This window comes from Acinetobacter rudis (assembly GCF_000829675.1).
In the GTDB taxonomy this organism is placed as follows: Bacteria; Pseudomonadota; Gammaproteobacteria; order Pseudomonadales; family Moraxellaceae; genus Acinetobacter; species Acinetobacter rudis.
In genome coordinates, this window is the sequence record NZ_BBRX01000073.1 from 1 (window position 1) to 18,300 (window position 18,300).

Here is an 18,300-nt window from a genome sequence, read left to right on the forward strand (position 1 = left end):
GGTTACCAAAGAACCCAGGTAAACCACCAGAGTGTAAAAAGATGGTTTTCTCACCCGCTTGAATTGAGCCTTCACGTACAGCGGCAATTAAACCTGCAAATGCCCGTCCTGTATAAATCGGATCAAGAATAATCCCAGCATGAGTTGCCACTAAATCTAATGCTTCTTCAACAGCTTCAGTTAAATGGCTATAACCCGCCCCAACTTGATCACGGCGAATACTTAAACTTTCAATATAATCCTGCTCAGACATTTCAGACAATAAACCACGAACACGTTGTTCAGGATCATTCACAGCTCCGGCATCTACTCCATGTATTCGTTCAGCGCCCAAAGCATAGACTAGACCCGCCATGGTTCCACCTGAACCAATCGCTGTAAATAAATGTTTAAAGTCAGATGCTTGTATTTTAATTTCTTCACCGCAGTCGACATAACCAAACGCAGCAATGCGGTTAGAGCCACCAAAAGGAATCAATGCTGCTGTAATTCCAGCTTGAGCTAAAGCTGCAACTTCTTCACGCGCACGTGCTTCCAGAGCATGATCATCGACATCACCCGCCCAATTTAATCGAGCACCCAGTAAACCATTGAGTGCAATATTGCCTGTATATTCAACTGGCGGATGGCCGGCTAAAACCAACACGACATCAAGTCCTAAACGTGCTGCCGCAGCGGCAGTGAGCCTGGCATGATTACTTTGTGCTGCGCCCACTGTCACTAAAGTCGTTGCCCCCTGTCGAAGTGCATCGGCACAGGTGTATTCCAACTTACGGATTTTATTTCCACCACCAGCCAAGCCCGTTAAGTCATCACGTTTGATCCACAAATCACCTGCATTTAGCCCTAGCGCTTTAGCCAGTCGCGGTTGTGGTTCAAGCGGTGTAGGCCAAGATGAAAGTTGAACTTTGTTGGGTGTTGATGTCATGATTTTTTCCAATTCCGTTGAAAAATAAGCTCCATATTATGTGAATTTTTATTAAAGTTATCATCATATTTTTGATATGTATTTTTAAAATTAAGTAGAGTTTTTATATATCCGTTTGTAAAACTCTCATAACTTAATAAACATATTCACAACCGAGACAAAGTTATTTGGCTAAAAAATAATGCTAAAATTTGTTGAATTATTCATAGAATGAGACACAAGAAAGTGAAATATCTTATTAGCGCGGTTCTGATTACAGGTGCTGTCCTCACCAGTACATATAGCTTTGCACAGATCATTGAAAAACCAGTCACCTTTAAAAAAGGCAGCTATGGCACAGTATTAAAAGGTTCATTTAAGGGCTATGACACTGTTCACTACACGGTTTATGCTAAGGCAGGACAACAACTCGCTTTAGATCTAATAGGGAAAAATAACTTAGCTGAAGTTAACATTTTTGCTCCTGGTGATCGTCCTGGTATTTCTGAAGCGATTAGTCGTAGTAGCGTAGATGGTGGATCACTTGAAATTACCTTAAATGAGACTGGTACTTATACCATTCAGGTCTATCAAATGAGAAACACCGCACGTCGCGGACAAGTTGCAAACTATAACATTGACCTAAAAATCTTTAATTAAGCACATTACTTATTAAGACACTCAATCAGGCCTAATATTTTAGGCCTTTTTAATCGTCATAAATATGGCAAAAGAAAGAAGCATCTCGCTCAAGATGCATACGCACCCTGAGCGAAACTCAGTATTAGAACTTATACGTTGTCACGAAGTTAACACGTGAAATATCAAATGATTTTCCATCAAATTGTTTACGTTCGCCATGATGATATTCTAAACCTACATCCACATTTTGGACTGGGGTATAGAAAATATTAGCTGCAATATCTGACAATTGTTTATTCATTGTTGGATTATTACGTGCATAACTGGTTGATGAGTCAAAATCAATTAAAGACGCTGCAAAGTTAGTACGCCATTGCTCAGACAATTTATGTGAATAACCCAACACATAAGTATTGACCTTATTTTGATCAAGATCATTCTGTTCTGCATTTACACTAAAGTCACCGCCAGAACTATAACCATTGAGTGTACCGCCACTTTGCTGTGTATATGAAACAAATTTCTGATCACCTTCAACGTGATACACGTGTGCCTGAATTGAATTTACAGGTGAAAGCTTATATTTAAAGCCTAAACCTACGCCCCACCCCCATTTATCGATATCTTTCTCTTGACCATCTACTTTCAAGGTTGCACGTTTTTCATGTGCAAAACCTTGAGTGACTAGAGTTAGATCATCTTTGTTATACACATATTTAGCTGTTACAGCTGGGATCTCAGAAGCACGGGTATCGACGTACTCTGCTGCGACTTTAATATTATGTGCAGGGGCTAGATTGAAGTTATAACGAACTTGAGGCAAACGTGTCCATGAGTAGCCCATAAACAAAGTATAGTCGACACTCTCTGTTAAAGTTTCCAAGTTACTCATGTTAGAAACTGTTTGACCAATCAACCAATTATCAAAATCTACATAAGCATGACGCAAACGTAATTTACCATTTCCTTCTAGACCATCCCAAAAGTCCATTTCAATTTTCGCTTTAACATCAGTACCTTTAATCTTTTTTGCCATATCCATACCAAGACGTGTTGCCGTAATGGTAAATGCAGAACGATTCCCTGCTGGGGTGTAATCTACAGATGGAATCTGTCCACTGACAAACTGTGGCGAGGCAGTATCTTTAAAATCTATTGCGCCATCTACACGAACAATACCGTAAAATTTAATATCAGTATCGCTATAAACGCTCGGCTTTTTCGTCTCTTTCTGAGCAGTTTCTTGCAACTGTTGAACTTGCTGTACATCCTGTACACGCTGTTGTTCAAGCTGACTAAATTTTGCCTCTAAAGCCTCAATGCGACTTTCAACCTCACCTGCAAATGCTTGATTTAAAGGCATTAATGCCACAACAAGTGCGATATGTTTCATTTTAAAATTCATGGTTGATCCTTTTTTAAACATGAGTTTTCCCTATCTTGCTCATGCAATTGAGCAAAATATTGATGTTTGAGCGTTAATTAATGACGATGAATTTGCTTTTGTGCTTCATAAACGGCACCTACTCAACAACGCTCCCGCGTTTTTTCAGTGACAAATCGAAAAATGATGACTCAGCAATTACAGCCATAATATAAATGTGATTAAAAGTGTGCTGTCATCCATGTTCCATAACAAAGTCGCCTGTATTCATGCAGTCTAATCGGCCAAAATCGTCCCCAGACCGACAAAACACATTGCTTAGAAATACATGTCGATGCACATTGAAGTGAATACAGTTAAGAATTCCTCCATATTCAAAGCTGTAACGTAAAACGAAGGCAGTGATGATTCCCATCAATACACTGCCATACCCCATTGTTGGAAAAAACAACTTCAAAAACACTACGGTACCTGCAATACCGTAGATCAATAATGCATGCAGCACTGTAATGTTACCCGCCATCACAGCAGCCACTCTCTGCACTACAGGCTTCACAGCCAGTTGCGTCCCTTCTTTTGAAACTTCATTTACTAATTCCATGTAAATTACCCTTTCATGCAAATGAATTAATTAATGTTGCCTAAGCAGACATATTTCATTTCTAAATATTCATCCATACCATACTTAGAACCTTCTCGACCGATTCCAGATGACTTCACACCACCAAAAGGTGCTGCTGCATTTGAAATTAATCCCGTATTAACCCCAACCATGCCGTAGTCCAAACCACGAGACACTCGAATAAATTGATTGATATCTTGTGTAAATAAATACGAAGCCAAGCCAAACTCTGTATCGTTTGACATTTCAATGACTTGCTCTTCAGTTTCAAATTTAAAAATTGGTGCAAATGGACCAAAAGTCTCTTCTTTTGCACACAACATTTGCTGTGTAACATCTTTGACTAAAGTTGGAACACACCAATTGCCTTCAGTATTTTCTGTTTTACCTGTAACCAACAGCGCTCCCTTACTGAGCGCATCTGCAATGTGCTCTTCTACTTTTTGTACGGCTTTACGATTAATCAATGGTCCAATATCAGTATCAGCATCTAAGCCATTACCCATCTTCATTTTTTCAACTTCTAGCTTTAGCTTTTCGATGAAAACATCGTAAATTTCACTTTGCACATAGATTCGGTTAGCACATACACAAGTCTGTCCTGCATTACGGAATTTAGTATCCATCACGCCTTGAACGGCTTGTTCTAAATTTGCCGAATTAAATACCAACACAGGGGCATTACCACCCAGCTCTAAAGATAGTTTTTTCACTGTTGGCGCACTTTGTGCCATTAACTTGGCACCAATTTCAGTAGATCCAGTAAAACTTAACTTTTTAACCAATGGGCTTTGGGTAAAAATCTGGCCAATTTTAGTTGATGAGCCAGTGATCACGTTAAATACACCTTTAGGAAAACCAGCTTGCTCTGCAAGTTTTGCAATCGCCAGAGCTGTTAATGGTGTTTCAGAGGCAGGTTTCACCAAGATTGAACAACCTGCTGCTAAAGCAGGTGCGACCTTACGTGTGATCATCGCCGCAGGGAAATTCCACGGTGTAATCGCCGCACATACTCCAATCGCTTCTTTAAAAACTAAAATTTCACTGCTTGCTGCAGATGGAATAATATCGCCATAGCCCCGTTTAGCTTCTTCGCTGAACCACTCGATATAGCTTGCAGCATATGTGATTTCACCCTTCGCCTCTTTTAGTGGTTTACCTTGTTCCACTGTCATAATGGCCGCAAGTTCATCTTGATGCTTAATGAGTAAATCGAACCAATCACGTAACAAACGACTACGTTCATTGGGTGCAACATTTTTCCACTTTTTCTGTGCAATATCAGCATCTACAATTGCCTGCTCGATAATCTGTTCTGACAATACAGGGACAGTCGTAATTACCGATTGATCCAAGGGGTTACTTACGGCAAGCGTCTCTTCTGAACTCAACCATTCACCATTGACTAAACATCTGTTTTCAAAAACAGAAAATTGGGTAATATCCATCTTTCGTTCCTAGTTCATCATTTATTGCTTAAAACGAGCAATCTTTTTCACTAGAGTTGATTGCTCAACTCCAAGGGCTTTTGCAGTTGCACGTGTGGAGCCGTATTGACTCAAAGCCACTGAAATCAACTCACATTCAAAGGCTTGCACACGTTCTTTCAAAGTCATTTTCATTGGTGTAACTTGACCATGCGTGCGCAAATTCGCAGGTAAGTCTTGCAGCACAATTTCGTTATGGCTTGTACTGACCATCATGCGCTCTAATACATTGATCAATTGACGAATATTTCCAGGCCAATCATATTGACTAAAAGCTTCAATCACTTCGGGGCTAAACGTTTTTTCTAAGTGATACTTGTCATTGAAAACATTGAGATACTGTTGCACCAAAGAAACAATTTCTGAACGACGTTGACGCAGCGGTGGAAGCTCAAGATCAATCACATTAATCCGATAGAAAAGATCTTCACGAAACTCTCCTTTGGCGACCATATCTTCAAGGTTTCGATGTGTGGCAGAAATAATGCGGATATCTACATCTCTAAACTCTGTGGAACCTACAGGTAAAAAACGACTCTCCTCAATAACTTTGAGAAGTTTAACTTGCATGCTAAGCGGTAAATCACCAATCTCATCTAGAAATAAAGTCCCCTTATGTGCGATTTCCAATAAACCTTTTTTACCTTTGGTTGAAGCACTGGTAAATGCACCAGGTACATAACCAAAGAGTTCTATTTCAAGTAAATTATCTGGTATGCCAGAACAGTTCAGCTCTAAAAATGCCTGTTCTGCGCGTGGACTGATGCTGTGGATATAGCGTGCAAGTTTAGATTTTCCAGTACCAGTTTCACCGCGTAACAATATCTTGCTGTTAAACTTGGCCACATTTGTTGCCATGGCAAATAGACTCTGTGTTTCACGTGAAATAATTAAATCATGTGAAGCACTAATCAACCTATACTGAGATTGATTCCGAAATAGATTGTCCAGTTGTTCTTGTGCATGTTTAGCTCGAAGCAATTCGGTAATATCTCGAACACTGGTCACAATACAGATCAACTGATTTTCCTGATCAAACACAGGACTTCCTGTCACCAATATTTTTTGTGAACCATGAATTGTCTGAACTAAAGTCACAACTTCTTGACGCTTGATCACCTCAAGAGATACCGAATTAGACAAATAGCCAAGTTTGACCAAATCACCCATATACCGACCAATGAGCATGCTGCGATTTAATCTAGTGATCCGTTCATAAGCATCATTTACGGCAACTGTTATCGCCTTTGCGTCGGTAATATAAATACCATCCTGTATCGCATTAATTAAAGAACGAATAGGCTCTACATCAAAAATCGAACGACCATCCTGAGTCGTTAACTCAAAATAATCTTTGCTACTTTTCATTAAAGCGATCACTTGATCTACAGTCAAATCGGCCACCTACAATTAATACGCTTCGCGATAAATCGCTTCGATATCTTGAATGCTCAACTGACGCGGATTATTTTTTAATAAGCGCTCAACTTTAATTGCTTCGGTAGCCAAAGCAGGGATTTCGTGTTCTTGTATTGAAAATTCACGCAAACCTGCAGGTATATTAAGTTGACGACAAAATTTATGTAAAAACTCTACTAATTTCTCTGCATTTTCAGTATGTACTTCACTGCAACCTAGCTTGAGTAACTTCGCAATTTTACTCAGGCGTTCAGCACAGCCTAAAATATTCCACTTCAACACATAAGGCAGCATCAAAGCATTACTTACGCCATGTGCCATTTTGTATTTACCACCTAGCGGATAGGCTAATGCATGCACTGCACCAACCCCAGCATTACCAAATGCCAATCCCGCCATAAGACTTGCCGTTGCCATTTTTTCTCGGGCAATCAAGTTCGAAGGTAAAGCATAGGCTTGAGGTAAATATTCTACAATTAACTCTATCGCTTGTAGGGCCAAGCCATCAGTAATCTCCGAATGGTTAACTGAAATATATGCTTCAATTGCATGAACGAGTGCATCGACACCACTTGCTGCTGTAACCGAAGCTGGGCAACTCACAGACATTATAGGTGAAACAATTGCCACATCAGGCAACAAGGCATCACTAACAATACCTTGTTTCATTTGATTTTTTGTATCAGACAAAATTGCAATATTGGTAACTTCTGAACCTGTTCCTGACGTTGTTGGAATCACAATTAAGGCAATATCACGCTGCTTAATCTTATCGATACCGACAAAATCATGAATATCCCCATTTTGGCTTGCAAGTGCAGCAACACATTTAGCAATATCTAAAGCACTACCACCACCTACAGCAATGACAGCATCATTTTGATGGGTGTGATAAAAATCTATACAGTCTTGAACCTGTTCTAGTTCTGGTTCAGGTCTAACAGCATCATAAATGGCATACTCCACATCGAGTAAATCAAGTACATGTTGAATCGTTCCTGATTTCACTACACCTTGATCACTTACAATAAGCGGTTTCTTAATTTTGAATTGAGCTATTGCAGTCGCTAAATACTCAAGTGCAGCTTGACCTGTAATTAATTTATTTGCACTTTTGAATGTTGAAAATCCCATAATTCATCCTTTAATTTTTTAGCAATAGAGGTTGCCAACTTGTTGTAAAGATCGTTCTGCTATAAGCAAGCGACCAATACCCAACACAAGCAAGTAAAGTAAGTACGATCATGTTCAATTGCACACCAACAACCTAATTCAGATGCTTAAACAAATGATTAAAGCTGTTTTTGCGATAACGCTTAAGTGGATTACTTACACCCAAACGATCATCATCAGCTTGCAAAATCCCGACATGGATCACTTCACTGCTCATATTAAAATCCTTTTTAATTTTTCAAACACAACGAAAAAAATCATCGTTGCTTTAAGCAATACAATATTTATGCCAACTTTTAAAAATAAGCATTAACCATTGATTTATATGAAATAATTAAAAAGGTCTCTTTAGGTATAATACGGTATTATATGAATTTATTCTTATAAATCTAAAATTTCGATGAAATTATTCATCAACCTAGAATTTTATGGATGAATGAGCGTTTATTGTATAAATAAAATGAATGATTTATTACTGATTTCAGCTAATTTTTCTTTGAATTTAACAGAAAAAAGCTGCATAAATAACAAACTGATTTACATCGATTCATATTCAAGAACATATAATGCAATTACTTTGAGAATGAGGATAATTTTCCTTATTAAACAAACAAATCTGTTGAATAAAATCAAGATGATTTCTATGAAATAATTTTGGTAATTTAACGACTTAGCAACACTTTAACGCCATATATACCAACAAAATAAATCTACCTATATTATAATATTACGATCTTCAATATCCCATGGTCCACCAATGACTGAAAAGCTCCAAGTTCAACGCCAAGCAGCACCAATTCGGCAGCAAGTAACGACCTTATTAAAGAGAGATATCTTAGATGGTTTCTTTATGCCAGGTGACCGTCTTGTAGAAAGTGCTTTATGTGAACGTTATGGTGTTTCTCGTACAGTCATCCGTGAAGTATTGCGTTTATTAGAAAGTGAACACTTAATTAGTGTTGTACCCTTACAAGGTCCAATTGTGACTAAACTTTCTGAAGATGACATTATCAATCTATATTTGGTTCGCGCTAAAGTTGAAAGCTTTATGATCGAATTATTTATTAAAAATGCACATGCTACTGATAAGAAAGAATTAAAAGATTTATATCAAAATCTAGATGAAAAATTCTTAAATGGTTCAGTGGATGAGCGCTGGGAATATAAAGATAAATTTTACGACATCTTACTCAAAGGTGCGAAGAACAATGTCCTTGAAGAAATGATTTTAAAAATTCAAGCCCGTGTTGGTCTGTTCAAACACTTCGCTTTTGTTTATGAAGATCGAGTAAAGCGTGGCTATGAAGATCTAAAATTAATTTTTGATGCAACATTGGATGAAGATATTGAGCAAGCTTGCGCACATAATGATCAGCACTTGCTTGATGCTGGTCAGGCAGCAGTAGTCAACTATAAGCGTCGTTTAAATCCAAATACACTTTAACTATTGAAATAACGCCCCTAGGCAAATTTATTTAAATCCATCTCAGTAAGACATTCTTTGATTGATCGAAGAATGTCATGAATCACATCTTAAAATCCAAAGTGCTGAACTCTTTTAAAAATAATAAAGCATCTCGTAGTAAAATTCAGCCAAATTTCACATGACTTTAAATCTTATAATCAATTAACTCAAAGGCACTCCTCTCTTTGAAAAAGAGAGTGTGGGGTAGATTTTGCTTTAAAAAAAGACGTTGTAGCGTATGCCACGCGATTTTATTTCTAATGAATATAATATTTATTAAATAAGCCTCTTATAAAAAGAGGCTTGGGGTAATGCTCAGCTTGCGATATATAAGCCGCCGTTTACATGTAAGGTTTCACCTGTAATAAAACTGGCAAAATCAGATGCTAAATACAATACTGCATCGGCAACTTCATCCGAACTACCTAAACGGTGTAAAGGTGTTTGCTGTAGTAATGCATCACCTTTTTCCTGCATAAGCTGACGAATCATTGGTGTATCAATTAAACCAGGAGATACATTGTTCACACGGATATGGGGTGCCAACTCCAAAGCCAAAGTACGGGTCAAATTAAGTACTGCACCTTTAGAGGCAGCATAATGTGCATGGTTTAAACTGCCTTTATGCCCAGCCATAGAGGCAACGTTGACAATCGAACCACCTTCACGCAAATGCGGAATAGCCGCACGAATGGTATAAAACACACCATCAAGATTTACTGCTGTAACTTTAGACCATTCTGTATCTGAAATATCTTTTAACGCACGTTCTAAATATAGACCAGCACATGGAATTAATACATCGATTCCACCAAAACGCTCAACAGTAGCATTCACAACATCAATCGCTTGTTGTGAATCAGATACATCTTGTGCCAAAGCTAAAACTCGCTCACCAGTCGGATCTAGCTCGGCTGCAAACGTTTTTAATGCCTCAAGATTAAGATCAGTCAAAACTAATTGTGCACCATAAGCATAGAGCTTTTTAATACAGCTCACTGCAATACCGCCAGATGCACCTGTAATCAGTACTGTTTTTCCTTGAAAATTAAACATATGAATATCCTATAAGCGAATCAAAGCAAGTTCAGGTTCATCTAAAATAAAGGCAGCCAACTGACCGATTTGCGCCATAAGCATTGCTTGACCAGGAACAATTTTCAGACCTTTACTTTCAGCTTGTAAAAGTAATTGTGTTTTAGGTGGATTCATTACCACTTCTGCAACACATGCACCTTGCTCCAAACCATCGATATTAAATGGTAGAACATGTTCAAGCGCACCAAGCATGCCTGCAGACGTTGCATTAATACACAAGTTAACACCTGTTGCATTTGCATCGGCATAAGCAATATCAGCATCTGGTGCATAAGCTTGTAACGCTTTCACCAACTCTTCTGCTTTATCTTGAGTACGGTTGTGAATGCGTAAAGTTTTCACACCGCGCTCTAATAACGCAAACGCAATTCCACGAGCAACACCACCCGCTCCTGCCATATATACCTTCAGCTCTGCATCAACCTTCACATCATTATTGATGATCCCTTGAACAAAACCTTTACCATCAAACATTTCACCATGAACTTGACGCTGCTCATCAAAACGAATGGCATTCACTGCACCAATAATTTGTGCCTGCGAACCTTTGACTTGAGTTAGCTCAGCCATCGTCATTTTATGTGGAACCGTAACAACTGCACCTACAATCGTAGGAATCAGTTTTAGGCTTTGTACGCATTGACTGAGATGATCCGCTGCAACCTGAAATGGTACACAAACTGCATCATAGTTCGCTTTACGTAGCAACATATTCATAATGCGCGGGGTTTCGACATGTGCAATTGGATCAGCCAATATCGGGATGATTTTGGTTTTACCAGTAATCGGCATCTCAACTTCACTCATCATCACTCTCCTCAAGGTTTTTCACGCTATAGGTTAACGCTATGTTTTACACTTTTTATGCTTTATTCATTGAATTGAATCAATGTTTAAATCACTTTAGATTAAACAGTTAACCCAACTCAACACTTAAAGCTTATTCAAATTCACTTGATTAATCATGCGAAAAAAAAGAGTCTGTTGGTACTTCAATCAGAAATGGGAAAGTTTGAAATACCAACAGCCTCAGAAGTTCAATCCATCCCAATCAAGCAGATGGATCTTCCTTCAACAGAAAGCCTCTCACTCATCCTTGAGTAATGACTTTCCTTACAGCGCACTTAAACTTTATCTAAATCAATCCCTTTATTATCTTTCCAAGTCAATACCACACCAATTGCAACGATACATACAATCACAGCGTACACATTAAAGAATGATTCTAATTGGTTGGCGTACAACCAAGTATTTACATATGAAGCAGTACCACCAAATACAGCGATCGATAGCGACATAAAGATACCGAACAGCTTGGTACGATAACGTGTTGGAATTTGTTCAGACATTGCAGCAGGCTTACTTGCAGTTAAGAACCCAACAAAGACCAGACCAACAGCTTGTGCAACAAACAATGTCCAAGGTTCACTTGATAGCAATCCCCACAGTGGGAATAAGAAAATCATTGAACCGCCAAATGAAATCAATGTACTGGTTTTACGACCAATAATGTCTGATAACCAACCTTGGATAGGTAAACAAATCAAATAGACCACTTGTGCTAAACAGCTCATGACAAAGGCATCATGCGGATCCATTTTTAAATGGTTAATCGCATAAATAGCACATACAGTCACCCAGATGTAATAAGTCAAAGTTGAACCAGCTTCATAGAAAAACAGTTTGATCCCTGTTTTTAAGAACTTAGACAATGGCCATGCTGGGCTATCATCTTGCTGCATTTTTTCAACATGTTCACTTTCCATCATATTGCGACGTAAATACAACGCGAAGAAAGCAAGTACACCACCTAAGAGGAACGGAATACGCCAGCCCCACTCATACATTTCTTCTTTAGGAATCACCGATGTCAGTAAAGCCAAGAACAATGTCGCAGTTAATGAACCAAGACCCACTGCAAAAAATACAGTACTTGACCAAAGACCCCGTTTTTTAGGTGGAGCAATCTCAGAGACATAGGCATATGATGTTGTTGTTTCACCACCATGAGCAAAACCTTGGACCAAACGAGCTAATACCAAAATAAGTGAGGCCCAATAACCAATCTGTTCAAAGCTTGGAATTAAAGCAATCACTATACTCGCACCAGCCATGAGTAACATCGTAATCATGAGTACGTTACGTCGGCCAATTTTGTCTGCCAATGGTCCGAAAATAAAACCACCAAAGGGGCGAGAAATAAATCCTACTGCAAAAACTGCAAGAGTACTAAGCAATGCCGATGTAGGGTCAGCCTTGTCAAATAATGCTGATGCAATATATACCGATGCAACGGCATAAATCGTCCAGTCATACCACTCTAAAAGGTTACCTACACCACTGGCAACCAGTGATTTTTTACGCGCCGCATCCATTGTAGGCACTTCATCCGTAGATTTGCTTACATTATCTATAGGTTGATTCATATATATCCTTATGCGATTTCTCTTAATTTGTGATCAAATCCATACTCATACTTAGTCAAGAGCATCCATGCTCAAGCACTACATCTCGTTTTTTCTACCATCTAAACAACTTTAAGATGTCCAAAACTATTGATGTAATGCACGTTGATAAGCTGCGAGTACTGCCTCATGCATTGCTTCCGACATGGTCGGATGCGGTAAAATGGTTTGCATTAATTCTTGTTCGGTTGTTTCCAGTGTTTGAGCAATAGCATAACCATTGATCATTTCTGTGACTTCCTCACCCACCATATGTGCGCCAAGTAATTCACCACTAGCATCATCAAAAATCACTTTAACGAAGCCTTCACTACTTTCCATTGCCAATGCTTTGCCATTGGCAACAAATGGGAATTTACCAACACGAATTTTTTTGCCTAAAGTCTGTGCTTGCTTTTCGCTGTATCCCACACTTGCAACTTGTGGGTGGCTATAAGTACACGTAGGAACTTTATTAACATCCAATGGATGTACATCTAAGCCCATGATTTTTTCGACACAAAGTACACCTTCATGACTGGCTTTATGCGCAAGCCAAGGTGGACCTGCCACATCACCGATGGCATAAATATTTTTTTCACTGGTCTGACAATACTGATCTGTCACAATATGACCACGATCAAGTTCAACTTTGGTTTTTTCCAAACCCAGATTTTCAGTATTTGCACTGATACCCACAGCCAACAGCACAACATCCGTGGTCAATTGAGTGTTTTGTTTACCCTCAATTTTCAGTACAACTTCACCTTTAACCACTTGATGGCTTGCGACCTTAGACTCGGTATAAATTTGAATACCGTCTTGCTTTAATGACTTGGTCACCGTATTTGAAATCTCAGCATCTTCTTGTGGCAAGATACGATCAGTCATTTCAACCACAGTTACCTCAGCACCCATTGAGCGATAGAAGCAAGCAAATTCGATACCAATCGCACCCGCCCCAATCACCACTATGCGTTTAGGGATAGCCTTGGGTATTAAGGCTTCGCGATAGCTCCAAAAATGCTTACCATCAACAGGCATATTGGGAATGGCACGTGCACGTGCACCTGTTGCCAAAATAATATGCTTTGCAGAGAGCTGCTGAGTCGTGGTGCCTTTTACGCTGAGCTGACCTTGACCAAGTAGTTGGGCTTCACCTTGAAAAACAGTCACTTTATTTTTCTTCAATAAGCCTGCCACGCCACGCTGTAACTTTGCTGATACATCACGTGAACGTTGCACTACCTTTTCGAGTTTCACTTGCGGCTGTGCAACCTCAATACCAAATACATTGGCATTTTTGACCAGACGTAAAACATCAGCACTACGCAGTAAAGCCTTGGTAGGTAAACAGCCCCAGTTCAGACAAATCCCGCCTAATTCAGCACGTTCAACGACAGCAGTTTTCATGCCAAGCTGGCTAGCACGAATCGCTGCAACATAGCCACCTGGTCCACCACCGACAACGACCAAATCAAATTGTTGTTTGCTCATGATCAATACCTCGAATTAGATCAACAACTTCAGTGGATCTTCGATGAGCTGTTGGAAAGCAGCAAGCCAAGTTGCAGCAACCGCACCATCAATCACGCGATGATCTGCAGATAAGCTACAACGCAGTACTGAACCGACTTGAATCTCATCATTGACCACAATTGGTTTTTTCTTGATCGCACCAACAGCCAAGATACCCGCCTGAGGTGGATTAATAATGGCGTTAAAGTCAGAGACACCATACATGCCTAAGTTACTGATACTAAAGCTACCGCCTTGGTACTGCTCTGGACGTAACTTGCCATCACGTGCAAGTGTTGCTAACTCAACCACTTCACGGTGAATCGTAGACAGTGATTTGGTTTCAGCTTTACGAATGACTGGTGTCAATAAACCTTTTTCAGTTGCTACAGCAACACTAATATCAACATGGTGATATTGATGAATCGCTGTTTCAGCCCAACATGCATTCATTTGAGGAACTTGGGCTGATGCCATAGCTACCGCTTTAATGATCATGTCGTTGACTGAGATTTTCTCGTTGGCAATCGCATTGATTTGCTGACGCATAGTCAATAAAGCATCTACATGACATTCCACATTTAAGTAAAAATGTGGCACAGTAGATTTACTTTCTGTTAAGCGACGTGCGATTGTTTTACGCATATTACTTAGTGCAATCTCATCGTACTCAGCAACAACTGTAGCAGCTGGCGCTACAGGGCTATTAACCTGAGCTGTTTCAACCACTTGAGCAATTGCTTGTTCGAGGGCCAATTCGATATCACGCTTAACAATACGACCACGTGGGCCACTACCATCAAGTTCAGCAAGATTTAACTGATTTTGCTGTGCTAAGCGTTTTGCTAAAGGTGAAGCAAAAATACGTTCACCTTGTTGATTATTCTCTTGTGCTTCTACAGCGTTGTTCGCTTGGGTTTGCGTAGCATTCGTTGTTGGTGCATCATCCACAACAGCTTCTGCTGGTGCAGACGCAAGAGCTGCAAGATCAACTTGACCATCACCATTGAGCTGAGCAATGGGCGCACCCACTTCAACTTCTTCACCTTCTTGCGCGATCAATTTACTGATCAAGCCATCTTCTTCTGCGATCATCTCAACCACAGCTTTATCGGTTTCAACTTCAGCAATGCATTGACCGATTACGATATTATCGCCTTCAGCAACCAACCACTTATTAATGGTGGCATGCGTCGTATTTGCCAATACTTCTGGCATATGGAGTAACTTAGACATGGTGCGACCTTTGACTAAAATTTAAATATGGGATGAGGTGACGGAAGCGATTAAATCGCTTCGCCTTTGTCACGCATAACACGTTGTAGACCTTCAACAACTTCTTCAGTACGCGCAGCCGCAGCACGTTCGAGTACCTTAGAAATACTTGGCGCACCTTCTGTGCCATGTACACGCTGAATCGGTTGATCTAACCAATCAAAGCAGCGACGTTGTAATTCATCTGACAACCAACCACCATAAGACGTGCCCTGATTACCCTGTTCTACAATCAAGACATTGTTGGTTTTACGAATACTGGCTTCGATGGTGTCCCAATCTAAACTTGCACGATCGAGGAAACGTAAATCGATAACTTCAGCATCCACACCTGTTTGCTCAACAGCTTCTAAGCTGTGATCTACCATAGATAAATAAGTCAAAATCGTAACGGCTTGACCTTGACGACGTACTGCCGCTTTACCAAATGGAATTTGATAATCAAGATTATTTTCAGGCAATAATCCGCTCTTGCTATATAAGTCCACATGCTCAATCACCAATACTGGGTCATTACATGCCAAGGCAAAGTTCATCAAACCGATATAATCAAACGGTGTTGATGCTGCCACGATGCGCCAGCCTGGATTGGTCACAAAGATTCCCGCAGGGTCCATAGAGTGCTGTGAACCATAACCAGTACCCATAGCAATTTTGGTACGCAATACCAAAGGCACATCACTTTGACCACCAAACATATGACGCGCTTTACCAATTTGGTTAAAGACTTGGTCAGCTGCTACCCACATAAAGTCAGGGTACATAAACTCAACGACTGGTTTAAAGCGACCATCAACAGCAATACCGCCACCAAGACCCATAAACGCGTTTTCGCTAATCGGAGTACCTAAAGTACGTGTTGGAAAACGTTCTTTTAGACCTTTGGTTGCACCGTTGGTTCCACCTTTGAGACGGTGAATATCTTCACCCATCACCACGATCGAATCATCAGTTTCCATACGGCGGTTCATGACATTGGCAACAGCATCGATAAACTTACCTTTCACCAACGTGTCAGCAAAAGCAGCTTGTTCTTGTGTTTCAACGTTTTCGATTTCAGACAAATCGCCACGGATACCCACATCGACGAAATCTTCTGAAGGCCAAAGTTCTGGACGAATACGGCGCTTGCCTTTTGCCGCAGGTTCAGTTAATTCTGCAACCGCTTCAGCCATCGCACTTTGACACTGAGTACGTAATGCAGCAATTTGCTCAGCAGCAATTAAGCCACGTTCAAGCATTTGATTTTCAAGCAATACGATTGGATCTCGAACTTTCCATTCTTGCTCTTCTTCTTTGCTACGATAACCAAAAGCACTACCAGGATAAGGTCCATTTTGGTGGAAGAAACGATACACATCAGCTTCAACAATCGTTGGGCCATTGCCTTCACGCATATGTTGTAATGCTTGTTGCATCGTTAAATGCACAGCCAAAGGATCCATACCATCAACTTTCCAACTTGGAATATTGAATGCCGAACCACGTGAAGATAAACGTGTTTCTGCAGTTGCTTCTTCTACTGAAGTTGATACTGCATAACGGTTATTTTCAATAAAGAAGCAGATTGGCAATTTCCAAGCCGCTGCAAGGTTCATTGTTTCAAGTACAGAACCAATGTTGACTGCACCATCACCAAAGTAAGTAATCGCAATCGCATCGGTTTCAGCATGACGATGTGCCCAAGCTGCACCTGCTGCCATTGGCGCACCACCACCGACAATCGCATTGGTTCCTAAAGCACCAGCTTCAATCCACTGTAAATGCATTGAACCACCACGACCTTTACAAAAACCTTGTGCCAAGCCCAAAATTTCTGCCAAAGTACGTTGTAATACATCTTGAATGTCTGCACCAAATGCATCACCAGCCTTCATGCCATTTGGACGCAAGTAGGTCAAAGCTTTGGCTAAAAACTGATGATGACCACGGTGTGAACCATTCACCTGATCAGCTGCAGTTAAAGAGATAATTGAGCCGACTGCCCCACCTTCTTGGCCAATACTTGAGTGCGCAGGGCCATGAACTAAACCTTCACCCGCAAGTTCCAATACTGACTCTTCAAAAGCTCGAACAATATGTAGTTGTGTCAACATACTTTCGAGTAATGCAGGGTCTGCTTGGTTCCAATCTTCTTGCGTACTTTGCAATTCAATCCAAGGACTTTCTGGATGAAGATTAATCTGATTTGACATTCGGTCTATCCTTTGTAATGTAGCTTGATGTTGAGTGAATGCTAGGGTTTACTGAAACCCGTTGGCCTCCCAGCCACCATCAATTAAATAAGTTTGTCCAGTCATAAACTTGGCTGCATCTGATGCAAGAAATAGTGCCAATTCTGCAATTTCTTCAGGCTCAGCCAAACGACCTAATGGTGTGCGACGCTCAAGGTCGGCAACATCTAAGGTGTTTTGTTGCTGTAATTTTTCAACGAGTGCAGTGCGGGTGTAGCCAGGTCCAATCGCCAAAACACGGATTCCAAGTGAACCCCATTCTGCTGCTAGACATTTGGTCATCGATACTACGCCTGCCTTAGTTGTGCAGTAAGCAGTACGTTCAGCTGAAGTACTCAGCCCCCAGATCGAAGCTGTATTAATGATCACGCCACTGCCCTGCTGTTGCATGTGTTTAGCAGCTTCTTGTGAGCATAAAAATAAGCTGCTCAGGTTAATGTCCACACAGCGACGCCATTCAGACATCGTGATATCTAAAGAGGGTTTATTTAGTGAAATACCTGCGTTATTAAACAATACATCCACTAAACCGAAGCTGTTTTTACATGCCTCAAAGGCTGCACGCACAGCATCATCATCGGTTACGTTCGCTGCATAACCTTGCACGCTATAAGCCTGTAAGGCTTGAGTTG

The 18,300-nt window shown here is 40.3% G+C and carries 16 protein-coding genes; 2 read left to right on the forward strand and 14 right to left on the reverse strand.

The window, feature by feature from the left end; all coding sequences use genetic code 11:
• Positions 1–928, reverse strand: a 928-nt coding sequence (locus tag Aru01_RS15340; protein WP_042111565.1) for a pyridoxal-phosphate dependent enzyme, incomplete at its 3' end; no start/stop codon positions are given.
• A 225-nt stretch (positions 929–1,153) separates the two neighbouring features.
• Here Aru01_RS15340 and Aru01_RS15345 point away from each other — a divergent pair.
• Positions 1,154–1,567: a PPC domain-containing protein gene (locus Aru01_RS15345; protein WP_040331369.1), complete on the forward strand. Its 414-nt coding sequence runs from the start codon at positions 1,154–1,156 to the stop codon at positions 1,565–1,567.
• 124 nt (positions 1,568–1,691) lie between these two features.
• Here the strand turns inward: Aru01_RS15345 and Aru01_RS15350 are convergent, their stop codons facing one another.
• The 6 genes from Aru01_RS15350 to Aru01_RS18710 all read right to left on the reverse strand — a co-directional run bounded on the left by Aru01_RS15350 (position 1,692) and on the right by Aru01_RS18710 (position 7,851).
• Positions 1,692–2,954 (reverse strand): DcaP family trimeric outer membrane transporter, encoded by a 1,263-nt coding sequence (locus Aru01_RS15350; protein WP_016657189.1) that lies wholly within the window; start codon positions 2,952–2,954, stop codon positions 1,692–1,694.
• A 214-nt stretch (positions 2,955–3,168) separates the two neighbouring features.
• Positions 3,169–3,534 carry a hypothetical protein gene (locus tag Aru01_RS15355; protein WP_016657190.1) on the reverse strand — a complete coding sequence of 122 codons (366 nt, stop codon included), beginning with the start codon at positions 3,532–3,534 and terminating at the stop codon, positions 3,169–3,171.
• Between the two features lie 26 nt (positions 3,535–3,560).
• Positions 3,561–5,003 (reverse strand): NAD-dependent succinate-semialdehyde dehydrogenase, encoded by a 1,443-nt coding sequence (locus Aru01_RS15360; RefSeq protein ID WP_016657191.1) that lies wholly within the window; start codon positions 5,001–5,003, stop codon positions 3,561–3,563.
• A gap of 21 nt (positions 5,004–5,024) precedes the next feature.
• The gene (locus Aru01_RS15365; protein WP_016657192.1) at positions 5,025–6,437 is read right to left on the reverse strand and encodes a sigma-54 interaction domain-containing protein; all 1,413 of its coding nucleotides are present in this window, start codon (positions 6,435–6,437) and stop codon (positions 5,025–5,027) included.
• 15 nt (positions 6,438–6,452) lie between these two features.
• Complete coding sequence (locus Aru01_RS15370) at positions 6,453–7,595, reverse strand: iron-containing alcohol dehydrogenase (protein ID WP_016657193.1); 1,143 nt, start codon at positions 7,593–7,595, stop codon at positions 6,453–6,455.
• Between the two features lie 133 nt (positions 7,596–7,728).
• Positions 7,729–7,851, reverse strand: a complete 123-nt coding sequence (locus Aru01_RS18710; protein WP_016657194.1) for a hypothetical protein — start codon at positions 7,849–7,851, stop codon at positions 7,729–7,731.
• Between the two features lie 540 nt (positions 7,852–8,391).
• Here Aru01_RS18710 and Aru01_RS15375 point away from each other — a divergent pair.
• Entirely contained in the window at positions 8,392–9,078 is a 687-nt protein-coding gene (locus Aru01_RS15375; protein ID WP_016657195.1) for a GntR family transcriptional regulator, read from the forward strand.
• Positions 9,079–9,414: 336 nt separating this feature from the next.
• Here the strand turns inward: Aru01_RS15375 and Aru01_RS15380 are convergent, their stop codons facing one another.
• The 7 genes from Aru01_RS15380 to Aru01_RS15410 form a co-directional block, all read right to left on the reverse strand.
• Positions 9,415–10,155, reverse strand: coding sequence for an SDR family NAD(P)-dependent oxidoreductase (locus tag Aru01_RS15380; protein WP_016657196.1), 741 nt, complete (start codon positions 10,153–10,155; stop codon positions 9,415–9,417).
• A gap of 9 nt (positions 10,156–10,164) precedes the next feature.
• On the reverse strand, positions 10,165–11,004 hold the full coding sequence (locus tag Aru01_RS15385; RefSeq protein ID WP_016657197.1) for a shikimate dehydrogenase family protein: 840 nt from the start codon (positions 11,002–11,004) through the stop codon (positions 10,165–10,167).
• Between the two features lie 317 nt (positions 11,005–11,321).
• The gene (locus Aru01_RS15390) at positions 11,322–12,623 is read right to left on the reverse strand and encodes an MFS transporter (protein WP_016657198.1); all 1,302 of its coding nucleotides are present in this window, start codon (positions 12,621–12,623) and stop codon (positions 11,322–11,324) included.
• Positions 12,624–12,749: 126 nt separating this feature from the next.
• Positions 12,750–14,138, reverse strand: a complete 1,389-nt coding sequence (gene lpdA / locus Aru01_RS15395) for a dihydrolipoyl dehydrogenase (RefSeq protein WP_016657199.1) — start codon at positions 14,136–14,138, stop codon at positions 12,750–12,752.
• A 15-nt stretch (positions 14,139–14,153) separates the two neighbouring features.
• A complete protein-coding gene (locus Aru01_RS15400) occupies positions 14,154–15,395 on the reverse strand; it encodes a pyruvate dehydrogenase complex dihydrolipoamide acetyltransferase (RefSeq protein WP_016657200.1) in 1,242 nt (413 codons plus the stop codon).
• A 50-nt stretch (positions 15,396–15,445) separates the two neighbouring features.
• Positions 15,446–17,629, reverse strand: coding sequence for an alpha-ketoacid dehydrogenase subunit alpha/beta (locus Aru01_RS15405; RefSeq protein ID WP_016657201.1), 2,184 nt, complete (start codon positions 17,627–17,629; stop codon positions 15,446–15,448).
• 48 nt (positions 17,630–17,677) lie between these two features.
• A partial coding sequence (locus tag Aru01_RS15410) for an SDR family NAD(P)-dependent oxidoreductase (RefSeq protein WP_042111567.1) occupies positions 17,678–18,300 on the reverse strand: 623 nt, incomplete at its 5' end.

What these genes read in the sequence shown, in the direction of transcription:
- lpdA (WP_016657199.1), bottom strand. Translation starts at nt 14,138, where the DNA reads ATGAGCAAACAACAATTTGATTTGGTCGTTGTCGGTGGTGGACCAGGT.
- Aru01_RS15405 (WP_016657201.1), bottom strand. Translation starts at nt 17,629, where the DNA reads ATGTCAAATCAGATTAATCTTCATCCAGAAAGTCCTTGGATTGAATTG.
- Aru01_RS15370 (WP_016657193.1), bottom strand. Translation starts at nt 7,595, where the DNA reads ATGGGATTTTCAACATTCAAAAGTGCAAATAAATTAATTACAGGTCAA.
- Aru01_RS15380 (WP_016657196.1), bottom strand. Translation starts at nt 10,155, where the DNA reads ATGTTTAATTTTCAAGGAAAAACAGTACTGATTACAGGTGCATCTGGC.
- Aru01_RS15375 (WP_016657195.1), top strand. Translation starts at nt 8,392, where the DNA reads ATGACTGAAAAGCTCCAAGTTCAACGCCAAGCAGCACCAATTCGGCAG.
- Aru01_RS15350 (WP_016657189.1), bottom strand. Translation starts at nt 2,954, where the DNA reads ATGAATTTTAAAATGAAACATATCGCACTTGTTGTGGCATTAATGCCT.
- Aru01_RS15360 (WP_016657191.1), bottom strand. Translation starts at nt 5,003, where the DNA reads ATGGATATTACCCAATTTTCTGTTTTTGAAAACAGATGTTTAGTCAAT.
- Aru01_RS15390 (WP_016657198.1), bottom strand. Translation starts at nt 12,623, where the DNA reads ATGAATCAACCTATAGATAATGTAAGCAAATCTACGGATGAAGTGCCT.
- Aru01_RS15385 (WP_016657197.1), bottom strand. Translation starts at nt 11,004, where the DNA reads ATGAGTGAAGTTGAGATGCCGATTACTGGTAAAACCAAAATCATCCCG.
- Aru01_RS18710 (WP_016657194.1), bottom strand. Translation starts at nt 7,851, where the DNA reads ATGAGCAGTGAAGTGATCCATGTCGGGATTTTGCAAGCTGATGATGAT.
- Aru01_RS15400 (WP_016657200.1), bottom strand. Translation starts at nt 15,395, where the DNA reads ATGTCTAAGTTACTCCATATGCCAGAAGTATTGGCAAATACGACGCAT.
- Aru01_RS15355 (WP_016657190.1), bottom strand. Translation starts at nt 3,534, where the DNA reads ATGGAATTAGTAAATGAAGTTTCAAAAGAAGGGACGCAACTGGCTGTG.